Source organism: Mycobacterium sp. URHB0021 (genome assembly GCF_054057895.1).
Genome location: NZ_JBSRZT010000002.1, coordinates 3,913,310 through 3,938,745 on the forward strand (window position 1 = coordinate 3,913,310; position 25,436 = coordinate 3,938,745).

General features: G+C 64.7%; 25 protein-coding genes. 14 read left to right on the top strand and 11 right to left on the bottom strand.

Going from position 1 to position 25,436, the window contains the following annotated elements; all coding sequences use genetic code 11:
• Position 1: 1 nt before the first annotated feature.
• Entirely contained in the window at positions 2 to 784 is a 783-nt protein-coding gene (locus ACVWWN_RS21535; protein WP_457145660.1) for an SDR family NAD(P)-dependent oxidoreductase, read from the bottom strand.
• A gap of 10 nt (positions 785 to 794) precedes the next feature.
• On the bottom strand, positions 795 to 1,841 hold the full coding sequence (locus ACVWWN_RS21540) for a sugar-binding transcriptional regulator (protein ID WP_457145661.1): 1,047 nt from the start codon (positions 1,839 to 1,841) through the stop codon (positions 795 to 797).
• Between the two features lie 164 nt (positions 1,842 to 2,005).
• Here ACVWWN_RS21540 and eltD point away from each other — a divergent pair, with 164 nt between their 5' ends.
• The 10 genes from eltD (at position 2,006) to ACVWWN_RS21590 (ending at position 12,256) form a co-directional block, all read left to right on the top strand.
• Positions 2,006 to 3,094: an erythritol/L-threitol dehyrogenase gene (gene eltD / locus ACVWWN_RS21545; RefSeq protein WP_457145662.1), complete on the top strand. Its 1,089-nt coding sequence runs from the start codon at positions 2,006 to 2,008 to the stop codon at positions 3,092 to 3,094.
• Between the two features lie 28 nt (positions 3,095 to 3,122).
• Positions 3,123 to 4,547, top strand: a complete 1,425-nt coding sequence (locus ACVWWN_RS21550) for an extracellular solute-binding protein (RefSeq protein WP_457145663.1) — start codon at positions 3,123 to 3,125, stop codon at positions 4,545 to 4,547.
• 14 nt (positions 4,548 to 4,561) lie between these two features.
• Positions 4,562 to 5,518 (top strand): carbohydrate ABC transporter permease, encoded by a 957-nt coding sequence (locus ACVWWN_RS21555; RefSeq protein WP_457145664.1) that lies wholly within the window; start codon positions 4,562 to 4,564, stop codon positions 5,516 to 5,518.
• Positions 5,519 to 5,522: 4 nt separating this feature from the next.
• Complete coding sequence (locus ACVWWN_RS21560) at positions 5,523 to 6,404, top strand: carbohydrate ABC transporter permease (protein ID WP_457145665.1); 882 nt, start codon at positions 5,523 to 5,525, stop codon at positions 6,402 to 6,404.
• Entirely contained in the window at positions 6,404 to 7,528 is a 1,125-nt protein-coding gene (locus ACVWWN_RS21565; protein ID WP_457145666.1) for an ABC transporter ATP-binding protein, read from the top strand. Before ACVWWN_RS21560 ends, ACVWWN_RS21565 begins: the two co-directional genes overlap by 1 nt.
• A complete protein-coding gene (locus tag ACVWWN_RS21570) occupies positions 7,525 to 8,667 on the top strand; it encodes an ABC transporter ATP-binding protein (protein WP_457145667.1) in 1,143 nt (380 codons plus the stop codon). Before ACVWWN_RS21565 ends, ACVWWN_RS21570 begins: the two co-directional genes overlap by 4 nt.
• Positions 8,664 to 10,409, top strand: a complete 1,746-nt coding sequence (gene derK, locus ACVWWN_RS21575; protein ID WP_457145668.1) for a D-erythrulose 4-kinase — start codon at positions 8,664 to 8,666, stop codon at positions 10,407 to 10,409. The genes ACVWWN_RS21570 and derK overlap by 4 nt, the downstream gene beginning before the upstream one ends.
• Positions 10,410 to 10,411: 2 nt before the next feature.
• Positions 10,412 to 10,882, top strand: coding sequence for a ribose-5-phosphate isomerase (locus ACVWWN_RS21580; RefSeq protein WP_457145669.1), 471 nt, complete (start codon positions 10,412 to 10,414; stop codon positions 10,880 to 10,882).
• 274 nt (positions 10,883 to 11,156) lie between these two features.
• Complete coding sequence (locus ACVWWN_RS21585) at positions 11,157 to 12,023, top strand: EamA family transporter (protein WP_457145670.1); 867 nt, start codon at positions 11,157 to 11,159, stop codon at positions 12,021 to 12,023.
• Between the two features lie 23 nt (positions 12,024 to 12,046).
• Positions 12,047 to 12,256, top strand: coding sequence for a hypothetical protein (locus ACVWWN_RS21590; protein ID WP_457145671.1), 210 nt, complete (start codon positions 12,047 to 12,049; stop codon positions 12,254 to 12,256).
• Here ACVWWN_RS21590 and ACVWWN_RS21595 read toward each other — a convergent pair.
• The 4 genes from ACVWWN_RS21595 to ACVWWN_RS21610 are packed head-to-tail and all read right to left on the bottom strand — an operon-like array spanning position 12,253 to position 16,256.
• The gene (locus tag ACVWWN_RS21595; protein ID WP_457145672.1) at positions 12,253 to 13,095 is read right to left on the bottom strand and encodes an ABC transporter permease; all 843 of its coding nucleotides are present in this window, start codon (positions 13,093 to 13,095) and stop codon (positions 12,253 to 12,255) included. The genes ACVWWN_RS21590 and ACVWWN_RS21595 overlap by 4 nt on opposite strands.
• Positions 13,092 to 13,967, bottom strand: coding sequence for an ABC transporter permease (locus ACVWWN_RS21600; RefSeq protein ID WP_457145673.1), 876 nt, complete (start codon positions 13,965 to 13,967; stop codon positions 13,092 to 13,094). The genes ACVWWN_RS21595 and ACVWWN_RS21600 overlap by 4 nt, the downstream gene beginning before the upstream one ends.
• A gap of 4 nt (positions 13,968 to 13,971) precedes the next feature.
• On the bottom strand, positions 13,972 to 15,156 hold the full coding sequence (locus ACVWWN_RS21605; RefSeq protein WP_457145674.1) for a polyamine ABC transporter substrate-binding protein: 1,185 nt from the start codon (positions 15,154 to 15,156) through the stop codon (positions 13,972 to 13,974).
• 59 nt (positions 15,157 to 15,215) lie between these two features.
• Positions 15,216 to 16,256, bottom strand: a complete 1,041-nt coding sequence (locus ACVWWN_RS21610) for an ABC transporter ATP-binding protein (protein WP_457145675.1) — start codon at positions 16,254 to 16,256, stop codon at positions 15,216 to 15,218.
• A 465-nt stretch (positions 16,257 to 16,721) separates the two neighbouring features.
• Here ACVWWN_RS21610 and ACVWWN_RS21615 point away from each other — a divergent pair, with 465 nt between their 5' ends.
• The gene (locus ACVWWN_RS21615) at positions 16,722 to 17,174 is read left to right on the top strand and encodes a type II toxin-antitoxin system Rv0910 family toxin (protein WP_457145676.1); all 453 of its coding nucleotides are present in this window, start codon (positions 16,722 to 16,724) and stop codon (positions 17,172 to 17,174) included.
• Here ACVWWN_RS21615 and ACVWWN_RS21620 read toward each other — a convergent pair.
• Entirely contained in the window at positions 17,171 to 18,643 is a 1,473-nt protein-coding gene (locus ACVWWN_RS21620) for an MFS transporter (RefSeq protein ID WP_457145677.1), read from the bottom strand. The genes ACVWWN_RS21615 and ACVWWN_RS21620 overlap by 4 nt on opposite strands.
• A 138-nt stretch (positions 18,644 to 18,781) precedes the next feature.
• On the opposite strand from ACVWWN_RS21620, the gene ACVWWN_RS21625 reads away from it, so the two are divergent.
• Positions 18,782 to 20,170 carry a purine-cytosine permease family protein gene (locus ACVWWN_RS21625; RefSeq protein ID WP_457145678.1) on the top strand — a complete coding sequence of 463 codons (1,389 nt, stop codon included), beginning with the start codon at positions 18,782 to 18,784 and terminating at the stop codon, positions 20,168 to 20,170.
• Here the strand turns inward: ACVWWN_RS21625 and ACVWWN_RS21630 are convergent.
• The 4 genes from ACVWWN_RS21630 to ACVWWN_RS21645 all read right to left on the bottom strand — a co-directional run bounded on the left by ACVWWN_RS21630 (position 20,106) and on the right by ACVWWN_RS21645 (position 23,707).
• Positions 20,106 to 21,002: an alpha/beta fold hydrolase gene (locus tag ACVWWN_RS21630; protein ID WP_457145679.1), complete on the bottom strand. Its 897-nt coding sequence runs from the start codon at positions 21,000 to 21,002 to the stop codon at positions 20,106 to 20,108. The genes ACVWWN_RS21625 and ACVWWN_RS21630 overlap by 65 nt on opposite strands.
• 82 nt (positions 21,003 to 21,084) lie before the next feature.
• Positions 21,085 to 21,597: a GNAT family N-acetyltransferase gene (locus ACVWWN_RS21635; RefSeq protein ID WP_457145680.1), complete on the bottom strand. Its 513-nt coding sequence runs from the start codon at positions 21,595 to 21,597 to the stop codon at positions 21,085 to 21,087.
• Between the two features lie 14 nt (positions 21,598 to 21,611).
• Positions 21,612 to 22,505 (bottom strand): RNA polymerase sigma-70 factor, encoded by an 894-nt coding sequence (locus ACVWWN_RS21640; protein ID WP_457149221.1) that lies wholly within the window; start codon positions 22,503 to 22,505, stop codon positions 21,612 to 21,614.
• Positions 22,505 to 23,707, bottom strand: a complete 1,203-nt coding sequence (locus tag ACVWWN_RS21645; RefSeq protein WP_457145681.1) for an NAD(P)/FAD-dependent oxidoreductase — start codon at positions 23,705 to 23,707, stop codon at positions 22,505 to 22,507. The genes ACVWWN_RS21640 and ACVWWN_RS21645 overlap by 1 nt, the downstream gene beginning before the upstream one ends.
• Positions 23,708 to 24,012: 305 nt before the next feature.
• Here ACVWWN_RS21645 and ACVWWN_RS21650 point away from each other — a divergent pair, with 305 nt between their 5' ends.
• Both ACVWWN_RS21650 and ACVWWN_RS21655 read left to right on the top strand, forming a co-directional pair.
• Entirely contained in the window at positions 24,013 to 24,831 is an 819-nt protein-coding gene (locus tag ACVWWN_RS21650; protein ID WP_457149222.1) for a thioesterase family protein, read from the top strand.
• Between the two features lie 91 nt (positions 24,832 to 24,922).
• The gene (locus tag ACVWWN_RS21655; protein WP_457145682.1) at positions 24,923 to 25,429 is read left to right on the top strand and encodes a carboxymuconolactone decarboxylase family protein; all 507 of its coding nucleotides are present in this window, start codon (positions 24,923 to 24,925) and stop codon (positions 25,427 to 25,429) included.
• Positions 25,430 to 25,436: the final 7 nt, after the last annotated feature.

The window sequence follows — 25,436 nt, forward strand, 5'->3', positions numbered from 1 at the left end:
TTCAGCCCATCGTGTAGCCACCGTCGACGGCGATGTCGACGCCGTTGATCATGCTCGCGGCGTCCGAGGCCAGCCACACCACAGTGTCGGACACCTCGTGTGGAACAGCGAACCGTCCCAGCGGAATCCGGGCGATTATCGGTGCAGCCTTGGCATCATCACCCCACACTCGCTGGCCCATTTCGGTCAGCACGACGGTGGGGCAGACCGAGTTGGCGCGAATACCGTGCGGGCCGAGCTCGCGGGCCAGCACCTTGGTCGCCATCACCAGCCCGGCCTTGGACGCGCAGTACGCATAGTGATCGGGTAACGGTGCCAGCGCCGCAGCCGAGGCGACCGTGACGATCGCACCCCCCGTACCCTGCTCGACCATCGCCGCTCCGACCGCCGACGCAAGCAGCGCCGGCGCCCGCAGATTCACCGCGATCGTCGCATCGAACAATGCGGGATCGGTGTCGACGACCGGCTGGGGATAGGAGATGCCCGCGTTGTTCACCAGCACGTCGATCCCGCCCATGACGTCTGCGGCCTGTCGTGCCAGCTCGAACGGTGCGTCGGAATCGGCGAGATCCACTGCGACGGTGTGCACTTCGGTGCCGTACGCGTCCGACAGCGTCGAACGCGCCGCGTCCAGCTCCGCGGTATCCCGGCCGCTCAGGACCAGCGATGCTCCCGCCGAGGCGAATGCGCGGGCAATATCTGCGCCGATGCCCTTGGTGGCTCCCGTGATCAGCGAACGCTTGCCGTCGAGGCGCAGGGCGCCCGCATAGCGTGGATCGGCCATCGTCGTCACATCACAGACCTTTCGCCGAGGATTCACCGATGGTGCCCAGGCTCTGCAGGATCGCTCCCGCCGTGGACGGATCGGTCACCAGTTGGTTGAAATAGCCACCCCGGGCGCCTGCGACGATCGAGTCGATCTTCTCCTGGCCGACCGCAACCGCAATTGTCACGGGAATATGCTGCAGCGCTTCGAGTTTCACCGCAATGAGGCGGTCACTTCCTTCGAAGTCGACTTCGTCGCCGGCCTGGTCGAAGAATCGCGAACACACGTCTCCCACCGAGGTACGCAGCGATCCCGACTCCGTCGGAACGAATTGCGGAATATCGGAACGGATCAACGGCGGTGCGCCGACGCCCATCAGCGCGCATCGCGCACGGGGCCACAGGTGCAGTACGCGCTGAATGCTGGGGTCGTTGAGCAGGGAGGGGTACAGGTCGGGGCCCGGTAAGGCCGGCGCGAACAGGTAGTTGGGCCTGCCGTTGATGCGGTTGGCGACCAGGCGGGTGATCTCGTTGGTCTGATACCACTCTTCGGGCTGGTCGTTGCCACCCACCGTCGGAGCCACCAGTACTCCGGGCAACGGGACGAGGTCAAACTGCGCGACTTCGTAGACGGTGCGCCCGGACGAGACGAGCAGGACGTCACCGGGAAGGAGACCTGCCGCGGCCAAGGCGCGGCCCACCGCCGGCGCCAGCACGCTTCCCATCACGTCGACGACGGTGCGTCCCTGACCCGGATTGGGTAGCGGGTGACTCAGGAACACGGTGGTCAGCGACAGGGCCCGGGCCAGCTGATCCGCCAGATCCCCGGAGCCCACCTCGGCGGGAGGCACCACCTCGATGCGCACGATGCCCCGGCGCTTCGCCTCCGCGAGCAGCCGACTGACCGTGGCCCGGCTGGTGCCGAGCTGCGCGGCGATCTCGGCCTGGGTGGCGTCCTCGTTGTAGTAGAGCTTCGAGGCGGTGTAGAGCAGCGACGCCGAAAAATGCCCGGCATCCGCCTCCGCGACGGAGTTGGCGACAGGGGTCGATTGGGCTGGTTGTGCGGGCCGAGGCACGTGACGAGTATGACACTGCACACCTGTGCATGGCCATAATTTCAATGAACAAGTGTTCTGGACATATGTGCACCGGGCCGGTTACTGTGACTGCAGCCACATCGTGACCGGCGATGTGATCGGCCGGAACGGCCTGGTGCAGCCCGCGTGCGGAGGAGTCGCAGATGCCCGAACAGATCCCCGAGAAAATGCAGGCCGTTGTTTGTCACGGACCACATGACTACCGACTCGAAGAGGTGGCGGTACCCCAACGCCGGCCCGGTGAGGCTCTGATCAGAGTTGAAGCGGTCGGCATCTGCGCGAGTGATCTGAAGTGCTACCACGGTGCCGCGAAGTTCTGGGGTGACGAAAACCGCCCGGCATGGGCCGAGACCATGGTCATCCCCGGACACGAATTCGCCGGTCGGGTAGTCGAACTCGATGACGAGGCCGCGTCGCGCTGGGGCATCTCGGTGGGTGACCGAGTGGTATCCGAGCAGATCGTGCCGTGCTGGGAGTGCCGGTTCTGCAAGCACGGTCAGTACCACATGTGCCAGCCGCACGACCTCTACGGCTTCAAGCGCCGCACCCCAGGCGGTATGGCGAGTTACATGACCTATCCCGTCGAATCGCTGGTGCACAAGATCTCCAGTGAGATCCCGGCACACCACGCTGCGTTCGCCGAGCCACTGTCCTGTTCGCTGCACGCGGTCGAACGCGCCCAGATTCTCTTCGAGGACACCGTCGTGGTGGCAGGGTGCGGGCCCATCGGTCTCGGCATGATCGCCGGAGCCCGCGCCAAGAACCCGATGCACGTCATCGCGCTGGACATGGCCCCCGAGAAACTCGCACTGGCCGAGAGGTGCGGTGCCGACATGATCATCAACATCGCCGAGCAGAACGCCGAGGAGATCATCAAGGAACTCACCGGCGGCTACGGCGCAGACGTCTACCTGGAAGGTACCGGCCATCCGTCCGCAGTTCCGCAGGGACTCAACTCATTACGCAAACTCGGCCGCTACGTCGAGTACGGCGTCTTCGGCAGCGACGTAACTGTGGACTGGAGCATCATCAGCGACGACAAGGAGCTCGATGTACTGGGTGCCCACCTGGGACCGTACTGTTGGCCTGCTGCGATCAAGATGATCGAGTCCGGCGTGCTGCCGATGAACGAGATCTGCACCCACCAACTCCCGCTGACGGAGTTCCAGAAGGGGCTCGACCTCGTTGCCAGCGGCACGGAGTCCGTCAAAGTCTCCCTGATTCCGGCGTAGTCGAGTCACTGCCACAAAGGACACAGACATGAGTCGAGATCGCCATGCCGGCCCGCAGATGTCGCGGCGAAACATGTTGGCTGCCTTGGGTCTTGCCGGCGCTGCGGCGGCGAGCCTGCCGGTGTTGAGTGCCTGCGGGGTCGGCGGCAAGGAAAGCGCGCCGAACGGGGCCTCGGAGGTCAGTGGAGGTTTCGACTGGAAAAAGGCGTCCGGATCGACGATCACCATCCTGCAGACCCCGCACCCGTATCAGCTGTCCTACCAGCCGTTGCTCCGTGAATTCACCGAGCTGACCGGCATCAACGTCAACGTCGACCTGGTACCTGAGGCGGACTACTTCACCAAGCTCAACACCGAACTGGCGGGCGGTTCCGGTAAACACGACGCGTTCATGCTCGGTGCCTATTTCATCTGGCAGTACGGTCCGCCCGGTTGGATCGAGGACCTGCACCCGTGGTTACAGAACACGTCGGCGACCAACGCCGAGTACGACTTCGAGGACATCTTCGACGGTCTGCCTACGTCGACCCGCTGGGATTTCACGCTGGGTAACCCGCTCGGCACAGGTGGTCAATGGGCGATCCCGTGGGGCTTCGAGAACAACGTCGTCGCCTACAACAAGAGGATCTTCGACGAGAAGGGCATCACAAAGCTGCCCGACCGTCTCGACGACTTCATCCAGCTGGCCGTCGACCTGACCGACCGGTCGCAAAACCGCTACGGAATCTCCACCCGCGGATCCAAGTCGTGGGCCACGATCCACCCGGGCTTCATGACCCAGTACACCCGCGAAGGGGCGGTCGACTACAAGTTCAACGGTTCCGACCTCATCGCGGAGATGGACAGCGACAAGGCGATCGAATTCACCAAGAAGTGGATCGAGATGCAGCACAAGGCCGGCCCCACGTCGTGGACCACCTACGACTATCCCAACGCCACGGGTGATCTGGGCGACGGCAAGGCGATGATGGTGTTCGACGCCGACAGCGCGACTTATCCGAAGAACAAACCCGGCGCCAGCAAGGAAGCCGGAAATCTGGCGTGGTATCCCGGGCCGGCCGGGCCCGATGGCAATTACAAGACCAACTTGTGGACCTGGAGCTGGGCGATGAGTGCCAACTCGCGCAACAAGCTACCGGCGTGGTTGTTCATTCAGTGGGCCACCGGCAAGGAATCGATGAACAAAGCCGTCGAGGGCGGCACTTATGCCGATCCGGTGCGAAAGTCGGTGTTCGATACCACCTTCAAGCGGATCGCTGCGGATCAGTACGGTTATCTCGAGACCTTCGAGACCGTCATCGGCCAGTCGAAGATCCAGTTCACGCCGCAGAAAGCCTTCTTCGACACCACTCAGAACTGGGCCGTTGCGCTGCAGGACATCTATGGCGGTGACGATGCGGGTTCCCGTCTGCGCAGTCTGGCGAAGACCAACACCTCCAAGGTCAACCTGTAGGAGCTCTGGCACTGATGACAACTCAAGCCGACAAGGCGCCGACGACCTCCCCCGACCAGCAGTCGAAGGCGCCGCGCCGCGCACTGCCCGAGGTACCGAGCTGGCGGCGCAAACTGCGCCCGTATCTGCTGTCCATCCCGGCCCTGGTGATTGTGATCGGCATTCTCTACCCGTTCGTGGTTGGCGCCTACTACGCGTTCCTGAACTACGCCGCGGTCAACCCAGATCCGCACTTCGTGTGGTTCGAGAACTTCAAATCGGTTCTCGGGGATCAGGTCTTCTGGCAGAGCGTCAAAGTCACCGCCATCTTCGCGGTGGTGGCAACCGCCGTCGAGACCACTCTCGGGGTCGGGCTGGCGCTCTTGTTGAACCGTTCCAGCATCATCGGCAAGATCTTCGAGAAGGTGCTGATCCTGCCGCTGATGATCGCTCCGGTGATCGCGGGCGTGATGTGGAAGCTGATGTTCAACCCCCAGTTCGGTATTCTGAATCACGTTCTAGGACTGGGAAACACGTTCGACTGGCTGTCGAGCACCCATGCCCTGTGGTCGGTGATTCTCGTCGACCTGTGGATCTTCACGCCTTTTGTCGCCATCCTGGTGCTCGCCGGCATGCGCTCACTGCCCAAGGAGCCGTTCGAAGCCTCCGAGGTCGACGGCGCGAACTGGTTCTTCATGTTCCGCAAGCTGATGCTGCCGATGCTGTGGCCTTACATCCTGGTGGCGGTGATCTTCCGGTTCATGGACAACCTGAAGGTCTTCGACCACATATATGTGCTCACCGCGGGCGGCCCTGGAGTGGCCACTCGAACACTGCAGATCGGCGCGTTCGAGGACTCCATCATCAACCTCAACTACTCGCGCGGCAGCACCTACATGCTGCTGCTGTGGATCATCGTGTTCATCACCGCGCGCTACCTGGTGAGCGTGCTCGGAAAAGCGCAGCGGCGTGCTGCCGGAGCGGAGTCGTAGAGCCATGGCACTCAAACTCTCCAGAAACGAGCTGCTTCCCGGACAGAAGCGGGTCGGTATCGGACCCGTGGCCGCCGACATCGGCCTCGTCGGATGGTTCATCTTCTCGCTGTTCCCCATCGTCTGGATGGTGATCTTGGCGCTCAAGAACGCAGAAGAGCAGACCACCACGTACTTCACATTCAGTCCGACGTGGTCGAATTTTGCGACCGTGTTGTCCGACAAGGGCACTCAGATGACCAGTGTCGACTTCAAGACGTCGCTGCTGACGAGTCTGATCAACTGCGGCGGTGCCGTGATCGTCTCGCTGGTCATCGGCATCCCCGCCGCCTACGCCGCCGGCCGCTGGAAGTACCGGGGCAGCAATGACCTGATGTTTCAGATGCTGTCGTTCCGGTTCGCACCGGAACTGATGGTGATCGTGCCCTTGTTCGTCATTTATAACCAGATCGGGCTGTTCGACACCAAGGTCGGGATGATCTGGGTGCTCCAGTTGGTCACCATGCCGCTGGTGGTGTGGATCCTGCGGTCCTACTTCGAGGATCTGCCCGAAGACCTGGAGCAGGCCGCGCTGTTGGACGGTTACACCCGCAGACGGGCATTCGTGATGGTCGCGCTGCCGATCGTGCGGCCGGGTATTGCCGCGGCGGCGCTGCTGGCTTTCATCTTCGCCTGGAACAACTACGTGTTTCCACTCATTCTCGCCGACAGCAACGCGGGAACCGTGACCGTCGCCATCACCAAATTCCTCGGCGGTGGCGGTCAGGCCTACTACAACCTGACGGCGGCCGCAGCGATCATCGCCGCACTGCCGCCCCTGATCCTGGCGCTGACCATTCAGCGGTATCTGGTCCGGGGCCTGTCGTTCGGGGCGGTGAAGGCCTGATGGCTACGGTGTCGCTTGCCAACTTGCGCAAGACTTTCGGTAAGACCACGGCGGTCAACGACCTGTCGGTTGACATCGCCGACGGTGAGTTCTTCGTCATCCTCGGGCCCAGTGGGGCCGGTAAGACCACGACCCTGAAGTCGGTCGCCGGTTTGGTGGACATCGACGCCGGGTCGGTGCACATCGGCGGTGTCGACATGACGTTGATCGAGCCGTACCACCGCAATGTCGCGATGGCCTTCGAGAGCTATGCCCTCTACCCGCAGAAGACCGTCAGCGAGAACCTCGCGTCACCGCTCAAGTCGGGAAGGACCGGCAAATACTCAGAGGCGCAACAGACTGAGCGCATCGACCAGGTGACGACCACACTCGGAATCAACCACCTGCTGAAGCGTTTTCCCCGGGAGCTGTCCAATGGGCAGCGGCAACGGGTAGCGCTCGGCAGGGTACTGGTACGGCCTGCCGACATCTACCTGCTCGACGAGCCACTCAGTCACCTGGACGCCAAACTCCGCGCCGCAATGCGTGCCGAGCTCAAACAGCTCAGCGCGATGTCGAGCACCACCACCATCTACGTCACTCACGACTACCAGGAGGCGCTGGCGCTCGGCGACCGCATAGCGGTGATGCGAGGAGGTCGGCTTGTGCAGATCGGCTCTCCAGAGGACATCTGGCGCCGTCCCGCCGACACCTTCGTGGCCCGTGCGCTGGGCCAGCCCGAGATCAATCTGCTCGAGGGTGTGGTCGACGACGGGCGGATTCGCCTGGGTGATGGAAGCTTTGGGGTGCCGGTGCCACCGGACGCCCGCTGTGATCGCGGAGATCGCGTGCGGGTCGGATTGCGGCCCTGTGACCTTCACGTGACCGGCGGCGCCAACAACGGGTCAGCGATGCGGGGCCGGGTCGCGCTCGCCGAGCGTCTCGGTCGCAATGTCGAGCTCACCGTCGACGTAGGTGACAGTCAACTCATCGTGCTCGCCTCCGGTCGAGAAGGAGTCGAGGAAGGTGCGCAGGTGATGTTGACCATCGCGACGTCCGACGTCCACGTCTTCGCCGCCGGCGAGGGCGATACCCGGCGGCTTGGGCCCGTCGATCGCGAGTCCGCTTTGGAGGCAACGCCATGAGTGTGACGACCACCCCATCCGACGCGCGGCACGCCGGCCCATCGTCTGGAACCGCGCAGAGCTTGACGTTGACCGACCTCGTGAAGACCTACGCGTCACGCGGAAGGGAGAGCGTGACAGCCGTCAAGGGCATCAACCTGGCAATCGAACCGGGTGAATTGGTGGCGCTTCTCGGGCCGTCGGGCTGCGGCAAGACGACGACACTGCGAATGATCGCGGGATTGGAAACGGTCACCAGCGGATCCATCCGGATCGGCGACCGAGAGGTATCCCAACTTCCGGCGTCCAAGCGCGGCATCGGGGTGGGCTTCGAAAGCTATGCCCTGTACCCGCCGATGTCCATCCGCGAGAACCTGCTCTACGGATTGAAAGCACGCAAAGTCAAGGGTGCCGATCAGATGGTCGCATCCATCAGCAGCAGGCTGGACATGGATGACATGCTCGACCTGCGGCCGGCCGGACTTTCGAGTGGGCAGAAGCAGCGTGTTGCGCTGGCCAGGGCGCTGGTGCGGAACCCGCCGGTGTTGTTGCTCGACGAGCCGCTGAGCCACCTCGATGCCTCGGCCAGGCAGCGGGTGCGGCGTGAACTCAAGGTGCTGCAGCGCGAGTTCGGCTACACCACGATCGTCGTCACGCATGACCAGGTCGAGGCGCTGTCGCTGGCTGACCGGCTGGCCGTGATGGACGCCGGTATCGTGCAGCAATTCGGTACTCCGGACGAGGTGTTCGACGACCCGTCGAATTTGTTCGTCGCCACCTTCGTGGGGGAACCACAGATCAACGTGTTGCGCGGCACAGCGAAGGTTCACGACGGTCGCGTTCGTGTCGAGATAGGTTCCGGAACAGGGCATCTGGAGACGAACGTCACGGGTGTCGCCGACGGGACCCGGGTCACTGTCGGCGTTCGCCCGCAGGACTGCGCGCTGACGGGCGGTGAGGGCATCCGGACCACCGTTGCCTATTTCGAACACCTGCTCGAGTTCGGTCTGGCGACCAGCACGGTCGCCGGGATGGAGGAGGGAATCGTCGTGCAGACTCCGGCGCAGGAGACCTACGAGCCCGAGCAGAAGGTCACCGTCACCGCGGCGCCCGAACGGGTTTATCTGTTCGACGTGGAGAGTGGGGACCGACTGCGATGACCAAACTCTTCAATGATCCCGCCCGATTCACCGAGGACATGCTGGTCGGCTTCCTCGACGCCAATGCCCGATACGTCATCGGTGTGCCCGGCGGTGTCGTGCGGGCGACCAAGACGCGGCAGGGCAAGGTCGCGGTGGTGATCGGTGGCGGTTCGGGACACTATCCGGCGTTCTGCGGAACGGTGGGACCGGGATTCGCCGACGGCGCCGTTGTCGGCAACGTCTTCACCTCGCCCTCGGCCGAGGAGGCCGCTTCGGTATCGCGTGCCGCCGACGGTGGCGCGGGCGTGCTGTTGACCACGGGTAACTATGCCGGCGATGTGATGAACTTCGGTCTCGCGGTCAACCAACTGAACAGCGAGGGCATCGAAGCCGTCTACTTCGCGGTCACCGACGATGTGGCCAGCGCACCCAAGGGCGAGGAGGCGAAGCGGCGGGGGATCGCCGGCGACTTCACCGTGTTCAAGTGCGCGAGCGCGGCGGCCGAAGAAGGACTGGACCTCGCCGGGGTGGTGCGCGTCGCCGAAGCCGCCAACGAAGCGACGCGAACCCTGGGCGTGGCGTTCGACGGCTGCACGCTGCCGGGCGCGGACCACCCGTTGTTCAGCGTTCCGGAAGGACAGATGGGTGTCGGCCTGGGCATCCACGGTGAGCCTGGAGTCGCCGAGGAGGTGATGCCGACGGCGTCGGACCTGGCCGCAACGCTCGTCGATGGCGTGCTCGGTGACAACGCCGATGCGGAGTCACGGCGAATCGCGGTGATTCTCAACGGACTGGGCCGGACGAAGTACGAGGAACTGTTCGTCGTGTGGGGCGAGGCGGCCCGGTTGCTCCGGGATCGCGGCTACACCATCGTCGAGCCCGAAGTCGGGGAGCTGGTCACCAGCCTCGACATGGCCGGCTGTTCGCTGACCGTGATGTGGCTGGACGACGAGCTCGAGCGCTACTGGACCGCACCAGCCGATACCCCGGCGTACAAGAAGGGCGCGGCGTCGGTCTTCGGGGAGTCCGGGGAGCGACGCACTGCGGAGGACACCGGAACAGCGGCAGCCACACCGGATCTGGCGGAATTGTCCGATGACGACGGGCGCAACGGCGGCAGGCTGGTGGCCAGGGCTCTCGAGGCGATGGCGGAGATGTTGGCCGAGGCCGAGGATGAACTCGGCCGCATCGACGCGGTCGCCGGAGACGGCGACCACGGCCGCGGGATGGTCAAGGGTTCGGCCGCCGCGCGTGATGCCGCCACCCATGCCGTCGCCGAAGGCGCCGGACAGGGTTCGGTCCTTGCCGCCGCCGGTAAGGAGTGGGCGGCGAAAGCCGGCGGCACCTCGGGAGTCTTGTGGGGCGCCTTGTTGAACGCGATCGGTGCCCGTGTCGGTGACACGGGCAGGCCCGACGGCGCAACGATCGCCGCGGGGATGCGCGACGGCTACGACGCGCTGATCCGGCTCGGTGGCGCATCGCCGGGCGACAAGACCATGCTCGATGCGCTGCTGCCGTTCGTCGAAGAACTCGAACGACGAGTCGGCGAGGGTGAACGCTGGCAGCAGGCGTGGGCCGCCGCTGCGGACGTGGCCACCGAGGCCGCCCAGGCGACGGCGGAGATGCGCCCGAAGGTCGGTCGCGCCAGGCCACTCGCCGAACGCAGCGTCGGCACAGCGGATGCGGGCGCCACCTCGCTGGCCATGTGCGCACGTACGGTGGCAGAGAGTTTCACACTGAGTTCCAAAGGAGACCATTAGACATGGCATCTGGGCTTCGCATCGTCGTCGGGTCCGACGACGCCGGATATGAATACAAGGAAGCGCTGAAGGGTGACCTGCGCAGCGACTCGAGGGTCGCCGAGGTCGCCGACGTCGGCGTCGGTACAGACGAGAACACCGCCTATCCGCACATCGCGGTGGCGGCGGCGCGACTCGTCGCCGAGGGGAAGGCGGACAGGGCGCTGCTGGTGTGCGGCACCGGTCTCGGCGTGGCGATCAGTGCCAACAAGGTGCCGGGTATTCGCGCCGTCACGGCACACGACGGTTTCTCGGTCGAGCGGTCGGTGCTGTCCAACAACGCGCAGGTGCTGTGCTTCGGTCAACGCGTGATCGGCCTTGAACTGGCACGGCGGCTGGCCCGCGAATGGCTGGACTACGAGTTCGATCCGGAAAGTCCGTCGGCGGAAAAGGTCGACGCCATCTGCGGCTATGAACCGGTCAGCCAAACGTAAAGGTCGTACGGGTGAGCACCGTCACGGCTGACCCGCATCAGATCCCTGCGCTGCGCTTGAGGCGACTCGTCACCGCGTTCGGCTCCTTCTGAACTGGCTGCTGCGGCAGGACGCTTGGTTGCGGCGAGAGTACGACTTCTGATGAAAATCGGTCGAATGCCGTCATAACCCGTACTCTCGGCGTCTGCCTTCACGCAAACGTTCATGATTCATGAACGATATGTCCAGGGAAATCATGTGGACGTGAACGGTACCCGTACCGTTCAATTCAGGGATGACCTCCGACCGTGCCCGCTCCGGCGCCTTGATGGCCATGGGGTCGATGCTCTGTGTGCAGGTCGGCCTCGCGGTCGCCGTCACCCTGATCGACCGCACCGGGGTTGAGGGCGCGGCATGGCTGCGGCTCGCCTGGGCCGGCATTCTGATGCTGATCATCGTCCGACCCCGGCGTACGGCGTTCACCTGGTCCACCTTCGGGGCGTGCGTCCTGCTTGGCATCGTCACCGCGGCAGTCACGATGCTGTTCATGGCCGCGATCGACCGCATACCTCTCGGCACCGCCAGCGCGCTGGAGTTCCTCGGGCCGCTCGGTGTCGCCGTCGCGCACGGCACGGGTAGGCAGCGACTGCTCTGGCCCGGGTTGGCAGCGATCGGCGTGGTGCTGCTGACCCAGCCGTGGGCGGGCGCAGTCGATCCGATCGGCGTCATCTATGCGCTGGGGGCGGCCCTGTGCTGGGCGTGCTACATCCTGCTCACCCAGCGCGTCGGGGACGACGTCGCGGGGATCAACGGGCTCGCGGTGTCGATGCCGGTCGCAGGCATTGTGGCCAGCATCGTCGTCGGGCCCTCTGTCATCGGCCGGATGACCCCGGAGATCCTGCTGATCGGCATCGGCCTGGCAATCCTGCTGCCCGTCGTACCGTTCGCCTTGGAGATGCAGGCGTTACGGCGATTGACCACCGCCGCGTTCGGGACACTGATGGCGTTGGAGCCCGCCTTTGCGCTGATCGTCGGCATGATCGTGCTGACCCAGATGCCGGGTGTGTCAGGAGTGGTGGGCATCTGTTTCGTGGTGGCCGCCGGCGTCGGTGCGGCTCGGGCCGGCTCGCGATCCACGCCGGTCCCCGCCGAGGTGGGTTGACGCCTACGCTCGGGTGATGGCAAGTGGAATCGTCAAACACGCCAATAGCCGGCATCGTCAACAAACTGTTCGTCGGTCTCATCGATGCGCCCATCCTCGGGCAGTTCGTGCGGCGGGGCGTGATCAACATCCGCTACGTCGGACGGCGTTCGGGCAAGACGATCCAAACCCCCGTCGGTTACCGCCGCTCCGCTGACGGGATCGTCATCAACGTCATGTCACCGGACAACTAGGTCTCGATCCGCTTGCGCCGGTACAGCGTTCCGACGCCCAGCAAGATCAGGCTGATCACCAGGATCGCCGTGGCCAACACGTTGATCTGCGGTGGGACCGCGGCCTTCACCGCCGCGTTGACGTACAGCGGATAGGTGACGGTCGAGCCGCTGACGAAGTAGGTGATGATGAAGTCGTCGAGGGACAGCGCGAACGACAGCATCGCGGCGGCCACGATTCCCGGAACGATCAGCGGCAGCGTCACCTTGAAGAAGGTGCGGCCCGGGCTGGCTCCCAGATCCATCGAGGCATCCTCCAGGGTCCAGTCGAATCCGCGCATCCGGGCCCGCACGGTCATCGCGATGAAACTGATCTCGAAAGCGATGTGCGCGATCAGGATCGTGACATAGCCCGCAGCCCACCCGAAGTCGAGGAAGAGCGTCAGCAGGGCCGCGCCCAGCACCACCTCGGGTGCGGTGAGTGGAATCACCAGAAACGTATCCACCGCGGTCTGCCCCCGGAACCGTTGCCGGACCAGCGCTATCGCCACCAACGAGCCGAACACCAGGGCGATCGCGGTGGAAACCGCGGCGACGTTGAGGCTCAGTTTCAACGCGTCGGTCAGTGCCGGGTACTTGAAGGGATGGGCCCAGTTGTTGAGGGTGAAGCCCTGCCACGAGTAGTTGAACTTGCCCTTGGGATTGTTGAACGAGAACAGGATGATCACGAAGATCGGCAGAAACAGATACAGCAGCACCAGTCCGGCGACGATGCGCAGTAGGACGTCACCCCATTTCGGGGTGCCCTTGACCGTTTTGCGCTCGGCGATGCCGACCGCGGCGGTGGCCTGCGTCGTCATACCAGATCCTCGGTGCCCAGGGCGCGCGTATACATCAGGACTCCCACCAGAATGATCAGCATCAGCACCATGCTGAGCGCCGCCGCGGCCGGATAATCCTTGACCACCAGGAACTGTTTCTGAATGACGTTGCCGATCATGGTCGTCTGTGTACTGCCGAGGTAGTCCGCGTTGATGAAATCACCGGAGGCGGGGATGAAGACCAGCAGGCTGCCCGCCAGCACGCCTGGCATCGACAACGGCAGGATCACCTTGCTGAAACTGCGCCGGTTCGTCGAGTAGAGGTCCTTCGATGCCTCGATCAGCCGTGGGTCGATCTTCTCCAGGCTGACGTAGAGCGGCAGGATCATGAAGATGATCCAGTTGTAGGTCAGGCCGCCGATGACCGCCCAGCTCGTGGACAGCAGTCGGCCCTCTTCCGGCAGCAAGCCCACCGTGCCCAACGCGCTGACCACCCAACCGTCGTCGGCCAGAATGGTTTTCCACGCGATGGTGCGGATCAGGAAGGTCACGAAGAACGGCAGGATCACCAGTCCGAGAAGCGGATTCTTGAACCGGCCCGCCTTGAATGCGATGACGTACGCCAGCGGAAATGCCAGCAGCAGGCACAACAGTGTCGCCAGCAACGCGTAGATGAAGGATCGGATGATCTGATCCTGGTAGTGCGAGAACGCGTCGAGGTAGTTGCCGAAGTCCCAATTGAAGGTCAGCGTCGGCAGAAACACCGAGCCGCCCGACGACGACAGCGATGTGCGCGCCAGCGAGAAGAACGGCACCACGAAGAAGACGCCGAGGTACGCAAGCGCGGGCAAGATCATCAAATACGGGGCGATCTTGCTCCGCTGCCGACTGCTGCTCGCTACACCCGCCATCCGATCAGCCGCCGGTGACCGCGGCGTAGGCGGTGTTGAACTGCTGGGTCTGCTCGTCGGTGAGGTCGGCCCACGACTTCAGCTTGTCGATGCTCGCCTGCGGCGGGTTGATCAGGGGATTGCTGCCCAGTTTCGGATCGATCTTGTTGAGCTCGTCCGTCATATCGGACAGCACCGGGACATACTGGGTGAAGGCGACCAGCTTCGCGTAGTTCGGCCGATCGTAGACGTAGTTGATCCACGCCTCTGCGGCCTTCTGGTTCTGTGTGGTGTACGGGATCACCTGGGTGTCGATGAACCACGTGCCGCCGGACTCGGGGATCACGAACTGCAGGTCGGGGTTGTCGGCCTGCAGCTGCACCACGTCGCCCGAATATGCCTGCGCGACAGCGATATTGCCCGAAGCCAGATCGTCCGCGTAGTCGTTGCCGGTGAACCGCCGGATCTGCCCCTTGTCCTTCTGCTCCTTGACCAGGTCGACCGCCTTCTGCACGGCCTCGGTCGTCGGCTTCTCGGGTGAATTGCCCTGCGACTGCATGATCATGCCGAGCCCGTCCTGCGTGTCCGAGAGCAGGCTGACCCGACCCTTCAACGCCGGATCCCACAGGTCGTCGATGCCCTTGATGTCGCGCTTGGTGGCGGCTCTGTTGTAAGCCAGGCCGACCATTCCGGTCATATAGGGCGCGGTCACCTTGCGGCCCGGATCCACCTTTGAGTTCAACAGATCCTGCCGGAGGTTCTTCTTGTTCGGCACGCGTGACTCGCTGATCTCGTTGAGCCAACCGAGCCGCTGGATGCGTGCCGCCATGAACTGCGTGGGCACCACCAGATCGGCGCCGATGTCTTGCTTACGCGACAACGGCTCCTTGACCTTGGCGAACCACTGTTCGTTGTCGTTGAAGTCTTCCTTGTAGTCGACTGTGAGGCCGCTGGCCGTCTGGAAGGCGGCCACGAAGCCGTCCGCCATGTAGAGCGGCCAGTTGGACACTCGCAGCATGCCGGTGGCCTTCGAGCCGTCGTCAGCCGGCGCGGAGGCCGAGGGACTGCTGGACGTGCCGCTGTTGGAGCCGCAGGCGGCGAGGAAGGACGGGCCGAGGACCAGCGCGGCGGCCGCGGCGGCGCCGCCGCCGATGAACCGTCTGCGTGACGTGGGGTTGGCGGCGATCGCATGGATCTTCGAGGAGGGCATGGCGACGTTGCCTTTCGTAGATGTCCGGGAAAAAGCGGGGGGGGGGGGCGGTTCGGTGACTACGAGTCGTCGAGCATCTCTTCGAGGTCTTCGGTGGTCGGGATGTCGGCGGCCGGCAGTACCAGCGACGCATCGGGGGCCCAGCAGACATGCACTTCGTCGCCCTGGCGCAGCATCGGCAGATCCTGTTCGGGACCGATGTGCGCCAGGATCGCCGAGTCGTCGGCGGCCGCGAGCGACAACCGGACGACCGGACCTTGGAAGGTCAGATCGCGCACCGTGGCCCGCACGGTCGCGACATCGCCGGTGGGGGCGTCCATCGAGACGCGGACTCGTTCGGGCCGAACCATCAGGGTCGCCTGGCCGCCCGGTTCGATCGTCGTGTCGCCTGGCCGGGCCCGCAACCTGGTGCCCAGTACCTCCACCTCGACGAAATCGCGATTGCCTCTGCCGGTCTGGCGGCCGGCCCACAGGTTCGCCTGTCCGATGAAGCTGGCCACGAACACCGTCGACGGCCGGTCGTAGATCTCGGTGGGTGAGCCGATCTGCTCGACGTTACCCGCGTTCATCACCGCGATCCGGTCGCTCATCGTCAGCGCTTCCTCTTGGTCGTGGGTCACGTAGATGAACGTGATCCCGACCTCGCGCTGGATCCGCTTGAGCTCGAATTGCATGACCTGGCGCAGCTTGAGATCCAGCGCGCCGAGCGGTTCGTCGAGCAGCAGCGCGCTCGGATAGTTGACCAGTGCGCGGGCCAGCGCGACGCGCTGCTGCTGGCCGCCGGACAGCTGCGCCGGCTTGCGCTTGGCGAAGTCGGTGAGCCGCACGACCTCGAGCAGTTCATCGACTCGCTTCTTGACCTCGCCTTTCCCCTTGGCCTTGTCTATCTTCATGCTCCTGGGGCCGTACGCCACGTTGTCCCACACCGTCATGTGCGGGAACAGCGCATAGTGCTGGAACACCGTGTTGACGTTCCGCTTGTGCGGCGGCACGCGCGAGACGTCGGTGCCTTCGAGCCGGATCGCGCCCTCGGTCGGGGTCTCGAACCCGGCGATCATCCGCAACGTCGTGGTCTTCCCGCAGCCGGACGGGCCAAGCATGGAGAAGAACTCGCCCGATGCGATGGAGAAGTCGGCCTCTGCGACGGCGACGTAGTCGTCGAAGCGTTTGGTGACATGGTCGATCTCGATGACCGGACCGCCCTTGGCGCGGGTGGTCCCGTCTTCGCCCGCCTCGTTATCGACGGCGGTGGTGTGTGTGCCGGTCAGGGAAGAATCCTCCTCGGGGTCAGCCGTGCGGCTGTGGATAAACCATCGCGGATCGGACGGTCCTTCGCAAGCGATTCCGCAACGAATTTACATTTCTACAATGGAATCCTTCGTCAGTCGCCCTGAAGACCATGAGATTCCGCTTAATCGCGCGCCGATATACACCGCCTGACCGTCTTCGGCCGGCTGCTGCCGTGTGCGAGAGCGCGCACATTCAGTCTCTCAGTCGGGTCAGTAGCGGTCCCCGGAAACCGCGACGCCGTTTACCTCGCCCGCCAGTAGGGGTAGAGGTGAGGGATGGCCACGGTTGACGTGTCGGTCTCATCGGATCTCAGTCCGGAACGAGCCTGGGAGCTCGCGTCGAATCTGAGTCGCTTCGACGAATGGCTGACGATCTTCGGCGGGTGGCGCAGCGAGGTTCCCCAGCAGGTCGAGATCGGTACGTCCGTGTCGTCGCTGATCAAGGTGAAGGGTTTTCGCAACGTCATCCACTGGCGGGTGACCCGCTACGACGAGCCGAAGGCGATCGAATTGGTCGGCAGGGGCCGACCCGCAGTCTGTATCGCCCTGCGGTTATGCGTGAAGGAAGTACGCCCCGAACGCGGGTCTGATGTCGCCTCCGGCTCCGTCTTTCAAGTCGTCGCGGACCTGACCGGTGGACTGCTCAACACTCGCATAGGCGACCTGGTCGCCAAGGTTCTCGAGGCTGATGTGCGCAAGTCCGTCGAGAGGCTGGCCGCACTGACCTAGCCCCATTCGTGGTTCATGGCGCGGGATTCGTACCTCGCCTCGACGGATTCGGCACGGCGCGCGGGCGGCCGGGAAAACGTGATGAGGACCATCGCCAGCGCTGCGGTCGCGGCGCCGCCGATGAAGATCGCGACGAAGCTGCCCTCGGCAGGTGCGATGCCGGCGGCCGGGCTGCCCAGAAGGACCGCGACCAGTGCGGCGGCGGTCGAGCTGCCGATCGTGCGGGCGATGGCATTCATGCTCGTCGCCACGCCGGTCTCGCCGCCGTCGACCTCGCTCACCACGAGAGCAGGCAACGCGCCGTAGCCGAGGCTGATGTAGGCATTGGCGAGAACGCTGGCCACGATGACCTGCCACGGCGCGGAGTGGGCGAACGCGACCAGCAGAAAACCGATGATGCCGGCCACCGCCGCGATGGCGAGAACCGGCCGTGCACCGAACCGGTCGATGAACCGTCCGCTGGCCAGCGCGACGACGAAACCGGTGAGGGCTCCAGGCAACAGGTAGATGACGCTGGCTTGAAGAACGGTGGCGCTGAAGCCGTATCCGGCTGCTGCGCGGGGTATCTGGACGAATTGGGTGAGACCGAGAAAGGCGAAGTACAAGCCCATCCCGACGAAGATCGTGGCTAGATTGGTCAGCATGATCGGGCGGTGCGTCAGCATCCTGATCGATACCAGCGGTTGCTTGGCGCGCCGCTCCCACAACCACCAGCCCGCCAGCACGACCACCCCGCACGTCCCGCTGATCAGCGTCCACGGCGACGCCCAGCCCCACGAGTTGCCTTGGGTGATCGTGAGCAGGACTGCTGACAGGCCGATCGCGAGGCCGGCGGCGCCGAGCCAGTCGATCGACCCGGTAGCGCGGCTCGGCCGAGCGGGCACGAGCGCAACGACGATCACGATGACGACGATTGTGAAGCCCGTCGTCAGCCAGAACACGCGGTGATAGCCGGCGTGGCCGCTCATCAGCAGCCCCACCACGACGAGGCCCGTGCCGCCGCCGAAACCCAACGTGCCCGACAGCACCGACATTGCCGACACCATGCGTTCTTCCGAGAGTTCCTCGCGCAGGATCGCAACGCCGATCGGGTAGAGCGCAAACGAGGCGGCCTGCAGGACACGGCCGACGATGAGCAGCGCCAGCGACGTCGTCGTCGCGGCGAGTAGTGAACCGGCCAGCACCACGATGAGGACGGCGAGTAACACCGTCTTCTTACTGTGCAGATCGGCCAGTCGGCCGATCAACGGCGTCGCCGCTGCGGCGGCGAGCAGATTGGCCGTGACCGCCCAGCTGGCCGTCACCGTGGAGGCGTGTAGCTGGGCGGCGATGATGCCGAGCACCGGGACGACCGCGGTCTGAAGAACGGCCACGGTGAGGACGACCAAGCTGAGTCCGGCCACCAGCAGCCGGGGGCGAATCACGGTGCCGTTCGACGCGGAGTCCTGTGTCGCGTCGGTCTTGACCACGCCCCGCTCCGATCGTTAGCCAATCTTTGTTCGTCTGATTATGTCGCCGCGGTCAGTTGCAATAACAACCACACATGCAGAAGGCATGGCGAGAGGCATGGGTGCGTGGACCCTGTCACGCCGTGATCGAATAGTCCCATGTCGCAAGCGTCCCCCCTCAGCGCGCTGACCGAATCGGCCTTCAGTGGGCGCCGCCCCGCAGCAGCAGGCGATATGTCGGTCGAGACGCATGGCATCGCGCCGATCGGCGAGGACCAGCGTTACGGAACTCCGGGCCGACTGTTCACAGTGTGGTTCGCCCCGCAGGTCACCATGTCCGGCGTTTTCACCGGCACGCTGGCGATCGTGCTCGGGCTGGGGTTCTGGCTCGGACTCATCGCGATGGTGATCGGCACGGTGCTGGGATCGCTGGTGGTGGGCTACCTGTCGACGTGGGGTCCGCGCACCGGGACCGGGCAGGTGCCGAACTCGAGGATGGCCTTCGGCGGTGGCGTCGTCCTACCTGCGGCGTTGCAGTGGCTCTCGTCGATCGCATGGGACGCGCTGGTCGGCCTGTTCGGAGGGGAGGCGCTGGCAGCACTGCTCGGCATCCAGTTCTGGGGCGCGGTGCTGATCGTGCTCGGCATCCAGGGTGCGGTCGGCTTCTTCGGCTACGAGCTCATCCACCGCCTGCAGGCGGTCCTGACGGTGGTGTTGTTCACGACCTTTGTCGTCTTTGCGGTGAAACTCGTTGGCGGACATGAGATCATCACCCAGGCCAGCGTGACCGGCGCCGACCTCACCGGAGCGTTCGTGCTCGAGGTGACACTCGCCTTCAGCCTGGCCGTGTCGTGGGCAAGCTATGCCGCCGACTTCAGCCGGTATCTGCCCGCAGACTCCTCCCGAGCCCGGGTGTTCGGCTTCACGTTCGCCGGTATCGCGTTGGCGTACATCTTCGTTCAGGCCATCGGTATCGCGGCCGGCGACCTGGTGGCCGAGCAGAGCGTCGAGGGAGTGCGGTCGGTGATGGGGGGCGGGCTGCTGGGCGGCGTGACGCTGTTGATCATCGCGTTGGCTTCCATCGGCTCGGGGGTGATGAACGACTACAGCGGGTCCCTGGCGCTGCAGACCATGGGGGTGCGGGTGCGCAGACCGGTATCCGCGGTCATCGTCACCGTCCTGGCCTTCGCGCTGATCCTCTGGCTGCACGCCGCCGACACCGCTACCCGGTTCCAGGACGTTCTGCTGCTGGTGAGTTACTGGATACCGGCCTTCGTGTCGGTCGTCGTCATCGACTGGCTGCTTCGGATCCAGGGCCGCGCCAGTGTCAACCCCGCCGCAGAACCGACCGACCCGCGCAACGCGGCAGCGGCGGTCGTCGCGTTCGTGGTGGCATACGCGGCCGCCGTCCCGTTCATGAACACGTCCCTGATCCAGGGGCCGATCGCCAAGGCGTGGCACGGGGCTGACATCGCCTACTTCGTCAATCTTCTTGTCGCGGCCCTGCTATACGGGGGCTATCGAGTGATTCGTCGGCGGTCTCGGTAGTGCTGGCGATGAAGTCGTCGATGAGGTCCACCACCTCGGTGGGTCGCTCGACTTGCGGGAAGTGTCCCACCCCTGCGAGGACCTCGAGCCGGCTTCCCGGCCGGGCGGCGTGCGCAGCATGGGCGTGCTCGACGGGAATGATGTGGTCCCGGTCGCCCCAGATGGCCATGGTCGGCAGGTCAGAGGTGATATGCAGCCGATTCAGCGCGCTCACCGCCTGCCCGCGGTAGTCCACCACCGAGCGCAGTGTCCGCAGGAACGCCTGGCGCGTCGGCGCGTCCGAGAGCGACGCATAGGCGCTCCACATCTCGGCACCGCGGGGCGACTGAATCCCGGCTGAGCCGAACCACGAGCGCAGCTTGTTGCCGACCGTCAGCACCGGCGTCGGCGTGATGATCGGCAGGATGAATTCGGCCCCCGGCGCCGACAGCAGGCGCAGCGTCCAGCCGACGTCGGGACCGAGACCCCCGCTGCTGATGAGTACCAGCCGCTGGCAGTAATCCGGATGCTGGTAGACGAACTGCATGGCCACACCGCCGCCGAGCGATTGACCGACGACCGTCGCCCGCGTGACGCCCAGTTCGTCGAGCAGATCACGCAACCACACCGCGAACGCACCGAGCGAGTAGTCGCCCCGCGGCTTGTCCGATCGACCGTGGCCGAGCAGATCGGGTGCCACCACGCGATACTTCTTCGCCAGCTGCGGGATCATCGCCCGCCAGGTGTCCGAACTCCCGGCCATCCCGTGGATCAGCAGCAAGGTCTCGCCGCTGCCGGCGTCCCGGTACGCGATGCGGTCACCGTGCAGTGCCAGATACTTGAGCTCGTCCATGTGGACCCGTTCCCTCCGACTTGATCCGGATCGCCCGTCCCCATCGTTGCAGACGATCCTCGGGCCTGGTCGGGGCCCGACATCAGCGCCTGCCGTTGAAGCGCGACAAGTAGAGCCACGTCGGTTGGTATCCGCGCCGTTCATAGAGACGGATCGCGTCGTGATTACCGGCGAGTGCGCCGAGGATCAGATCCTCCACACCGAGTTGGTGCAGATGTTCCTCGAGCCGGCGCAGCAGTTCCGAGCCCATGCCGCCGCCGCGGTACTCCGGCAGCACGCTGAGCGATTCGATCTCGCCGATTCGCGGCCCGGTCACCCAGGTGTCCGGGATCCAGCTGTCGTCGGCCGGTAGTACGTGTGCGAGGCCGTAGCCCACGGTGGCCTCGCCGATGGAAGCCAGCAACAAAATGGTTTCGGGTTTGGCGAGCAAGTCGACGTACAACGCCCGTCGCACCCGCCATGTCTCCTCGTCGTCGACGTAGGGGGCGAGCTCGGGCATGGATTCGGTGTGCCGGTGATGCACGGCCACCCACAGCGGTCCCAGCAGGTCGAGATCCGCCGCGTTACCGGTCCGTACCTGCCATTCGGTCGCCATCAGGCCAAACTAGCTCAGGTGTGCCGCACCCCGTCTGCGATGGCGCCCAGTTTGTCCGGGTTGGCCACGTTGTGCACCGTGACGATGCGACCGTCGGCGTCGAGATCGACGGTGACGGTCGCGATGACGCGGCCTGCGCCGCTCATCACGATGCCCGGTCCGCCGTTGATGTCCACGAGTTCGGCTGCCATATCGCTGATTTCGACACCTTCGTAAGGACGCTTGGCGGTTCCGGCGAGCCACCTGGCGACGTTCTCCGCGCCGATGATCGGGCGCATCGCCTGGCGGACCTTGCCTCCACCGTCGGTCCACAGCGTGACCTCGGGCGCGAGCAACTCCATCAGCGCATTGATGTCACCACCCGTGGTGGCGGCGAAGAACCGCTCGGTGGCTGCGCGTTTCTTGGCGCGATCCGTCTCGAATCGGGGTCTTCGGGCTCGCAGGTGCTCGCGAGCCCGGTGGGCCGCCTGGCGCACCGATGCCTCGGATCGTTCGACAGCCTCGGCGATCTCGGCGTGACCGAAGTCGAAGACCTCCTTGAGCACGAACACCGCACGCTCCAGCGGGCTCAGAGTCTCCAGTACCACCAGCATTGCCATCGACACCGACTCGGCGGTCGCGATATCGGCGGCGGTATCGTCAGCGGTCAGGATGGGCTCGGGAAGCCATGGGCCGATATAGGTTTCGCGTTGCCGGCGGGTGGAGCGCAGTCGTTCCATCGACAGATTCGACACGATCCGGGCAAGGTAAGCCTTCGGGTCGGACACCTTTGAGCGGTCGTCCGCCGACCATTTGAACCACGCGTCCTGCACGACGTCTTCGGCGTCCGCCGCGGAGCCGAGGATTCGATACGCGATCGAGAACAAGAGGTTCCGGTGGTCGGCGAAGGTCTGCTGCTCGGAGTTCATCACAGTTCCAGCGTCGACCGGCCGCCGCGTCGCCACGTCGCCGCACCCAGCGCAGGGACGATCTTGAGCAGGCGATAGGTGGTCCATGGACTGGAGCTCACCGTCTCTTTGTACGCCGCCGCCAACCGGCCGGCCAGATACCACCGTCGTGGGCTGTCGTCGGGGCGAGTGAACTGAATGACTGCATCACGGCGACCGAGACTGACCGGCTGATGGATGTATCCGAACCGAAACTTCTTGGGTTCCTTGCCTTTCAGCTGACGGGCGATGGACGCCGCGGCGTGCAGAGCGGTCGGAATGCCGCTCTGGCAGGTCCCGTGTATCACCCCGTACCTCTGCCGTATCGCGGCGGCATCGCCGACTGCGTACACGTCGGGGTGCGACACCGAACGTAGCGATTCATCGGTGACGATGCGACCGCGGATGTCGACGTCGAAGCCGGCGGCGGCAGCCAGCGGCGACGCCCGCACCCCGGCCGTCCAGAGCACGGCATTCGCGGGGACCACCTCGCCGTCGTCGAGAGCCACCCCGTCGGACATCACCTTCACGATCTCGACGCCCGTACGGACATGCACACCGAGCCGGTTCAGCCCCGCACGCAGTCGCGCCTGCGCGCGGTCGCCCATCATCGACCCGGGCACCTCCGGGGACAGCAATGTGATGTCCAATCCCGGATGCCGCTCGGCGACCTCTGCAGCGGATTCGACGCCGGTCAGCCCGCCGCCGGCCACCACCATGGATCCGGCCGACAGCCGGTCCAACTGTTGGGCCAGCAGCGTCGCATCGGCCGCGCTGTCGAGGGTGTAGGCGAACTCGTCGACGCCGGGGACGGTCTCGGTGTCGGCGACGCTGCCCAAGGCGAAGATCAGGGTGTCGTATCTGACCGCATACGTGTCGTCGACCCGCACCGTATGTGCATCCGCATCGATTCCGGTGACCCAGCCCTGGATGAAGTCCGCGCCGGTGCCGGCGAGTTGATCGGGAATCTGCAGATCGGCGAGCTTCTGGCCGGATGCGACCTGATGCAGTCGCAACCGCTCGGTGAACCGAGTCTGCGGGTTGATCAGGGTGACATGGACGTCGGCGCGGCCTTTGAGCCGGCCCACCAGACCCATGGTGGCGGCCAGGCCGGTGTATCCGGCGCCAAGAATCAGAATCTCGTTCATCGTGCTGCCTTTCGCGGTGTTGGCGGTGATATGCATCAGACGCATCCAGCGGCCGGATTTGTGACATCGCTGTTTGGGTAACTGCAGTCATGCGCCCGCGCGACGTACAGACTGACCCCGAGGCGAAGGAATCGGAGGCGGCGGTGAGCAAGGGTGAATCCGAGCAGGAGGAGGACGAAGAGGAACGGCAGCGCTTCGCCGATCGCATTCTCGGCTATGCCGAGGATGCGACATACTGGGCGATCGCGGTGGAGCTACATCACCGGACAACTACTGGGCGTGAACGGCGGCCGGAACACCTGATCGCCGGATTCGGGACCGGCTCGTGCGACGATGGCGGAATGGCAATGGAACCGGCGCATTTCACGCGTACCGACGGCGGGTTCATGCCGACGCGTTTTGCACAGAGCCACTGGGGCGATGACCATCTGAACGGACCGGCCGTCGTCGGGTTGGCGGCGCGGGCGCTGGAACACCATCACGGATCGCCCGACTTCATGCCGGCACGACTCACCGTGGACCTGTTTCGCGCCGCTCGTAACGGCGACACCACGATCGACCTCCGGATCGTGCGCGACGGCCGGCGGGTTCGCAGCGCGGAATGCGATGTGGTGCAGGACGGCCGGCCGGTGGCACGTGCAACTCTGGTCCAGTATCGTCGGTCGACTCCGCCGCCCGGCCGCCAGTGGACCACACCGGTCACGACCCTGGAACTCCCCACTCCAGACGAACAGGTGCTGCCTTTTGTCGAGAGCGACGATGCGGGCTGGACGCGATCACCGGCGGCACACCAAAACGCTTCCCGGAAGCGGTTCTGCAACGACGGCATACGGATTCTTGCAGGAGAAGAGAATTCGCCGTTCGTTCGAGCGGTGATGCTCGCGGAATCGACGAGCCTGGTGACGAACCTCGGCACCGAGGGCATCGGATATATCAACGGTGATCTGACGGTCGCGCTGGCGCGGTTGCCGCGCGACGACTGGATCGGCATCCAGGCGGATTCGCATTGGGCATCCGACGGTGTATCCGCAGGCAGTGCAACGTTGTTCGACAGTCACGGCGCATTCGGGTCGGGCATCGTCACGGCGGTTGCCAATCCGTCTGCACAGATCGACTTCTCGAAGGCTACGTTCCTGCTCGAGGGTCTCAACTACGAGTAGCGGGCCGGCATCCCCGCAGTCATTATTGGCCCAGAGAATCGGTCGATAATTGGCCCTTGGGCTGAGGCCACCTCGGCCATAACGTGATGGCATGACGACGACCGATGTGCAGCATGCTCAGCAACGGCTGCCGGAACACGCGCAGCGCCTCGACTGGATGAAGATCGCCCCCGATGTCTTCAAGGCCATGGCGCGCCTTGACACCGTCACAAGCCAGGGTGTGGAGGCGAGGGTGCTCCACCTGGTCAAGATTCGTTCGTCACAGCTCAACCACTGCGCGTTCTGCATCGATATGCACACCAAGGACGCGCTGGCGGCCGGCGAATCGGTCGACAGGATGATCCAGCTCGACGGCTGGCGGGAGTCGAAGCACTTCTACACGGCGAAAGAGATCGCGGCGGTTGAGCTGACCGAGGCGATCACTGTTCTCACGGACGGTTTCGTATCCGACGAGGTATACGCCAGGGCCGCAGCCGAGTTTACCGAAATCGAACTGGCTTACCTCATCGGTGCCATCACGATGATCAACGCCTGGAACCGATTCGGGGTCTCCACCCGGATGGTTCCCGGTCACTACACGCCGGTTTCAAATCGTTGAATCCCCG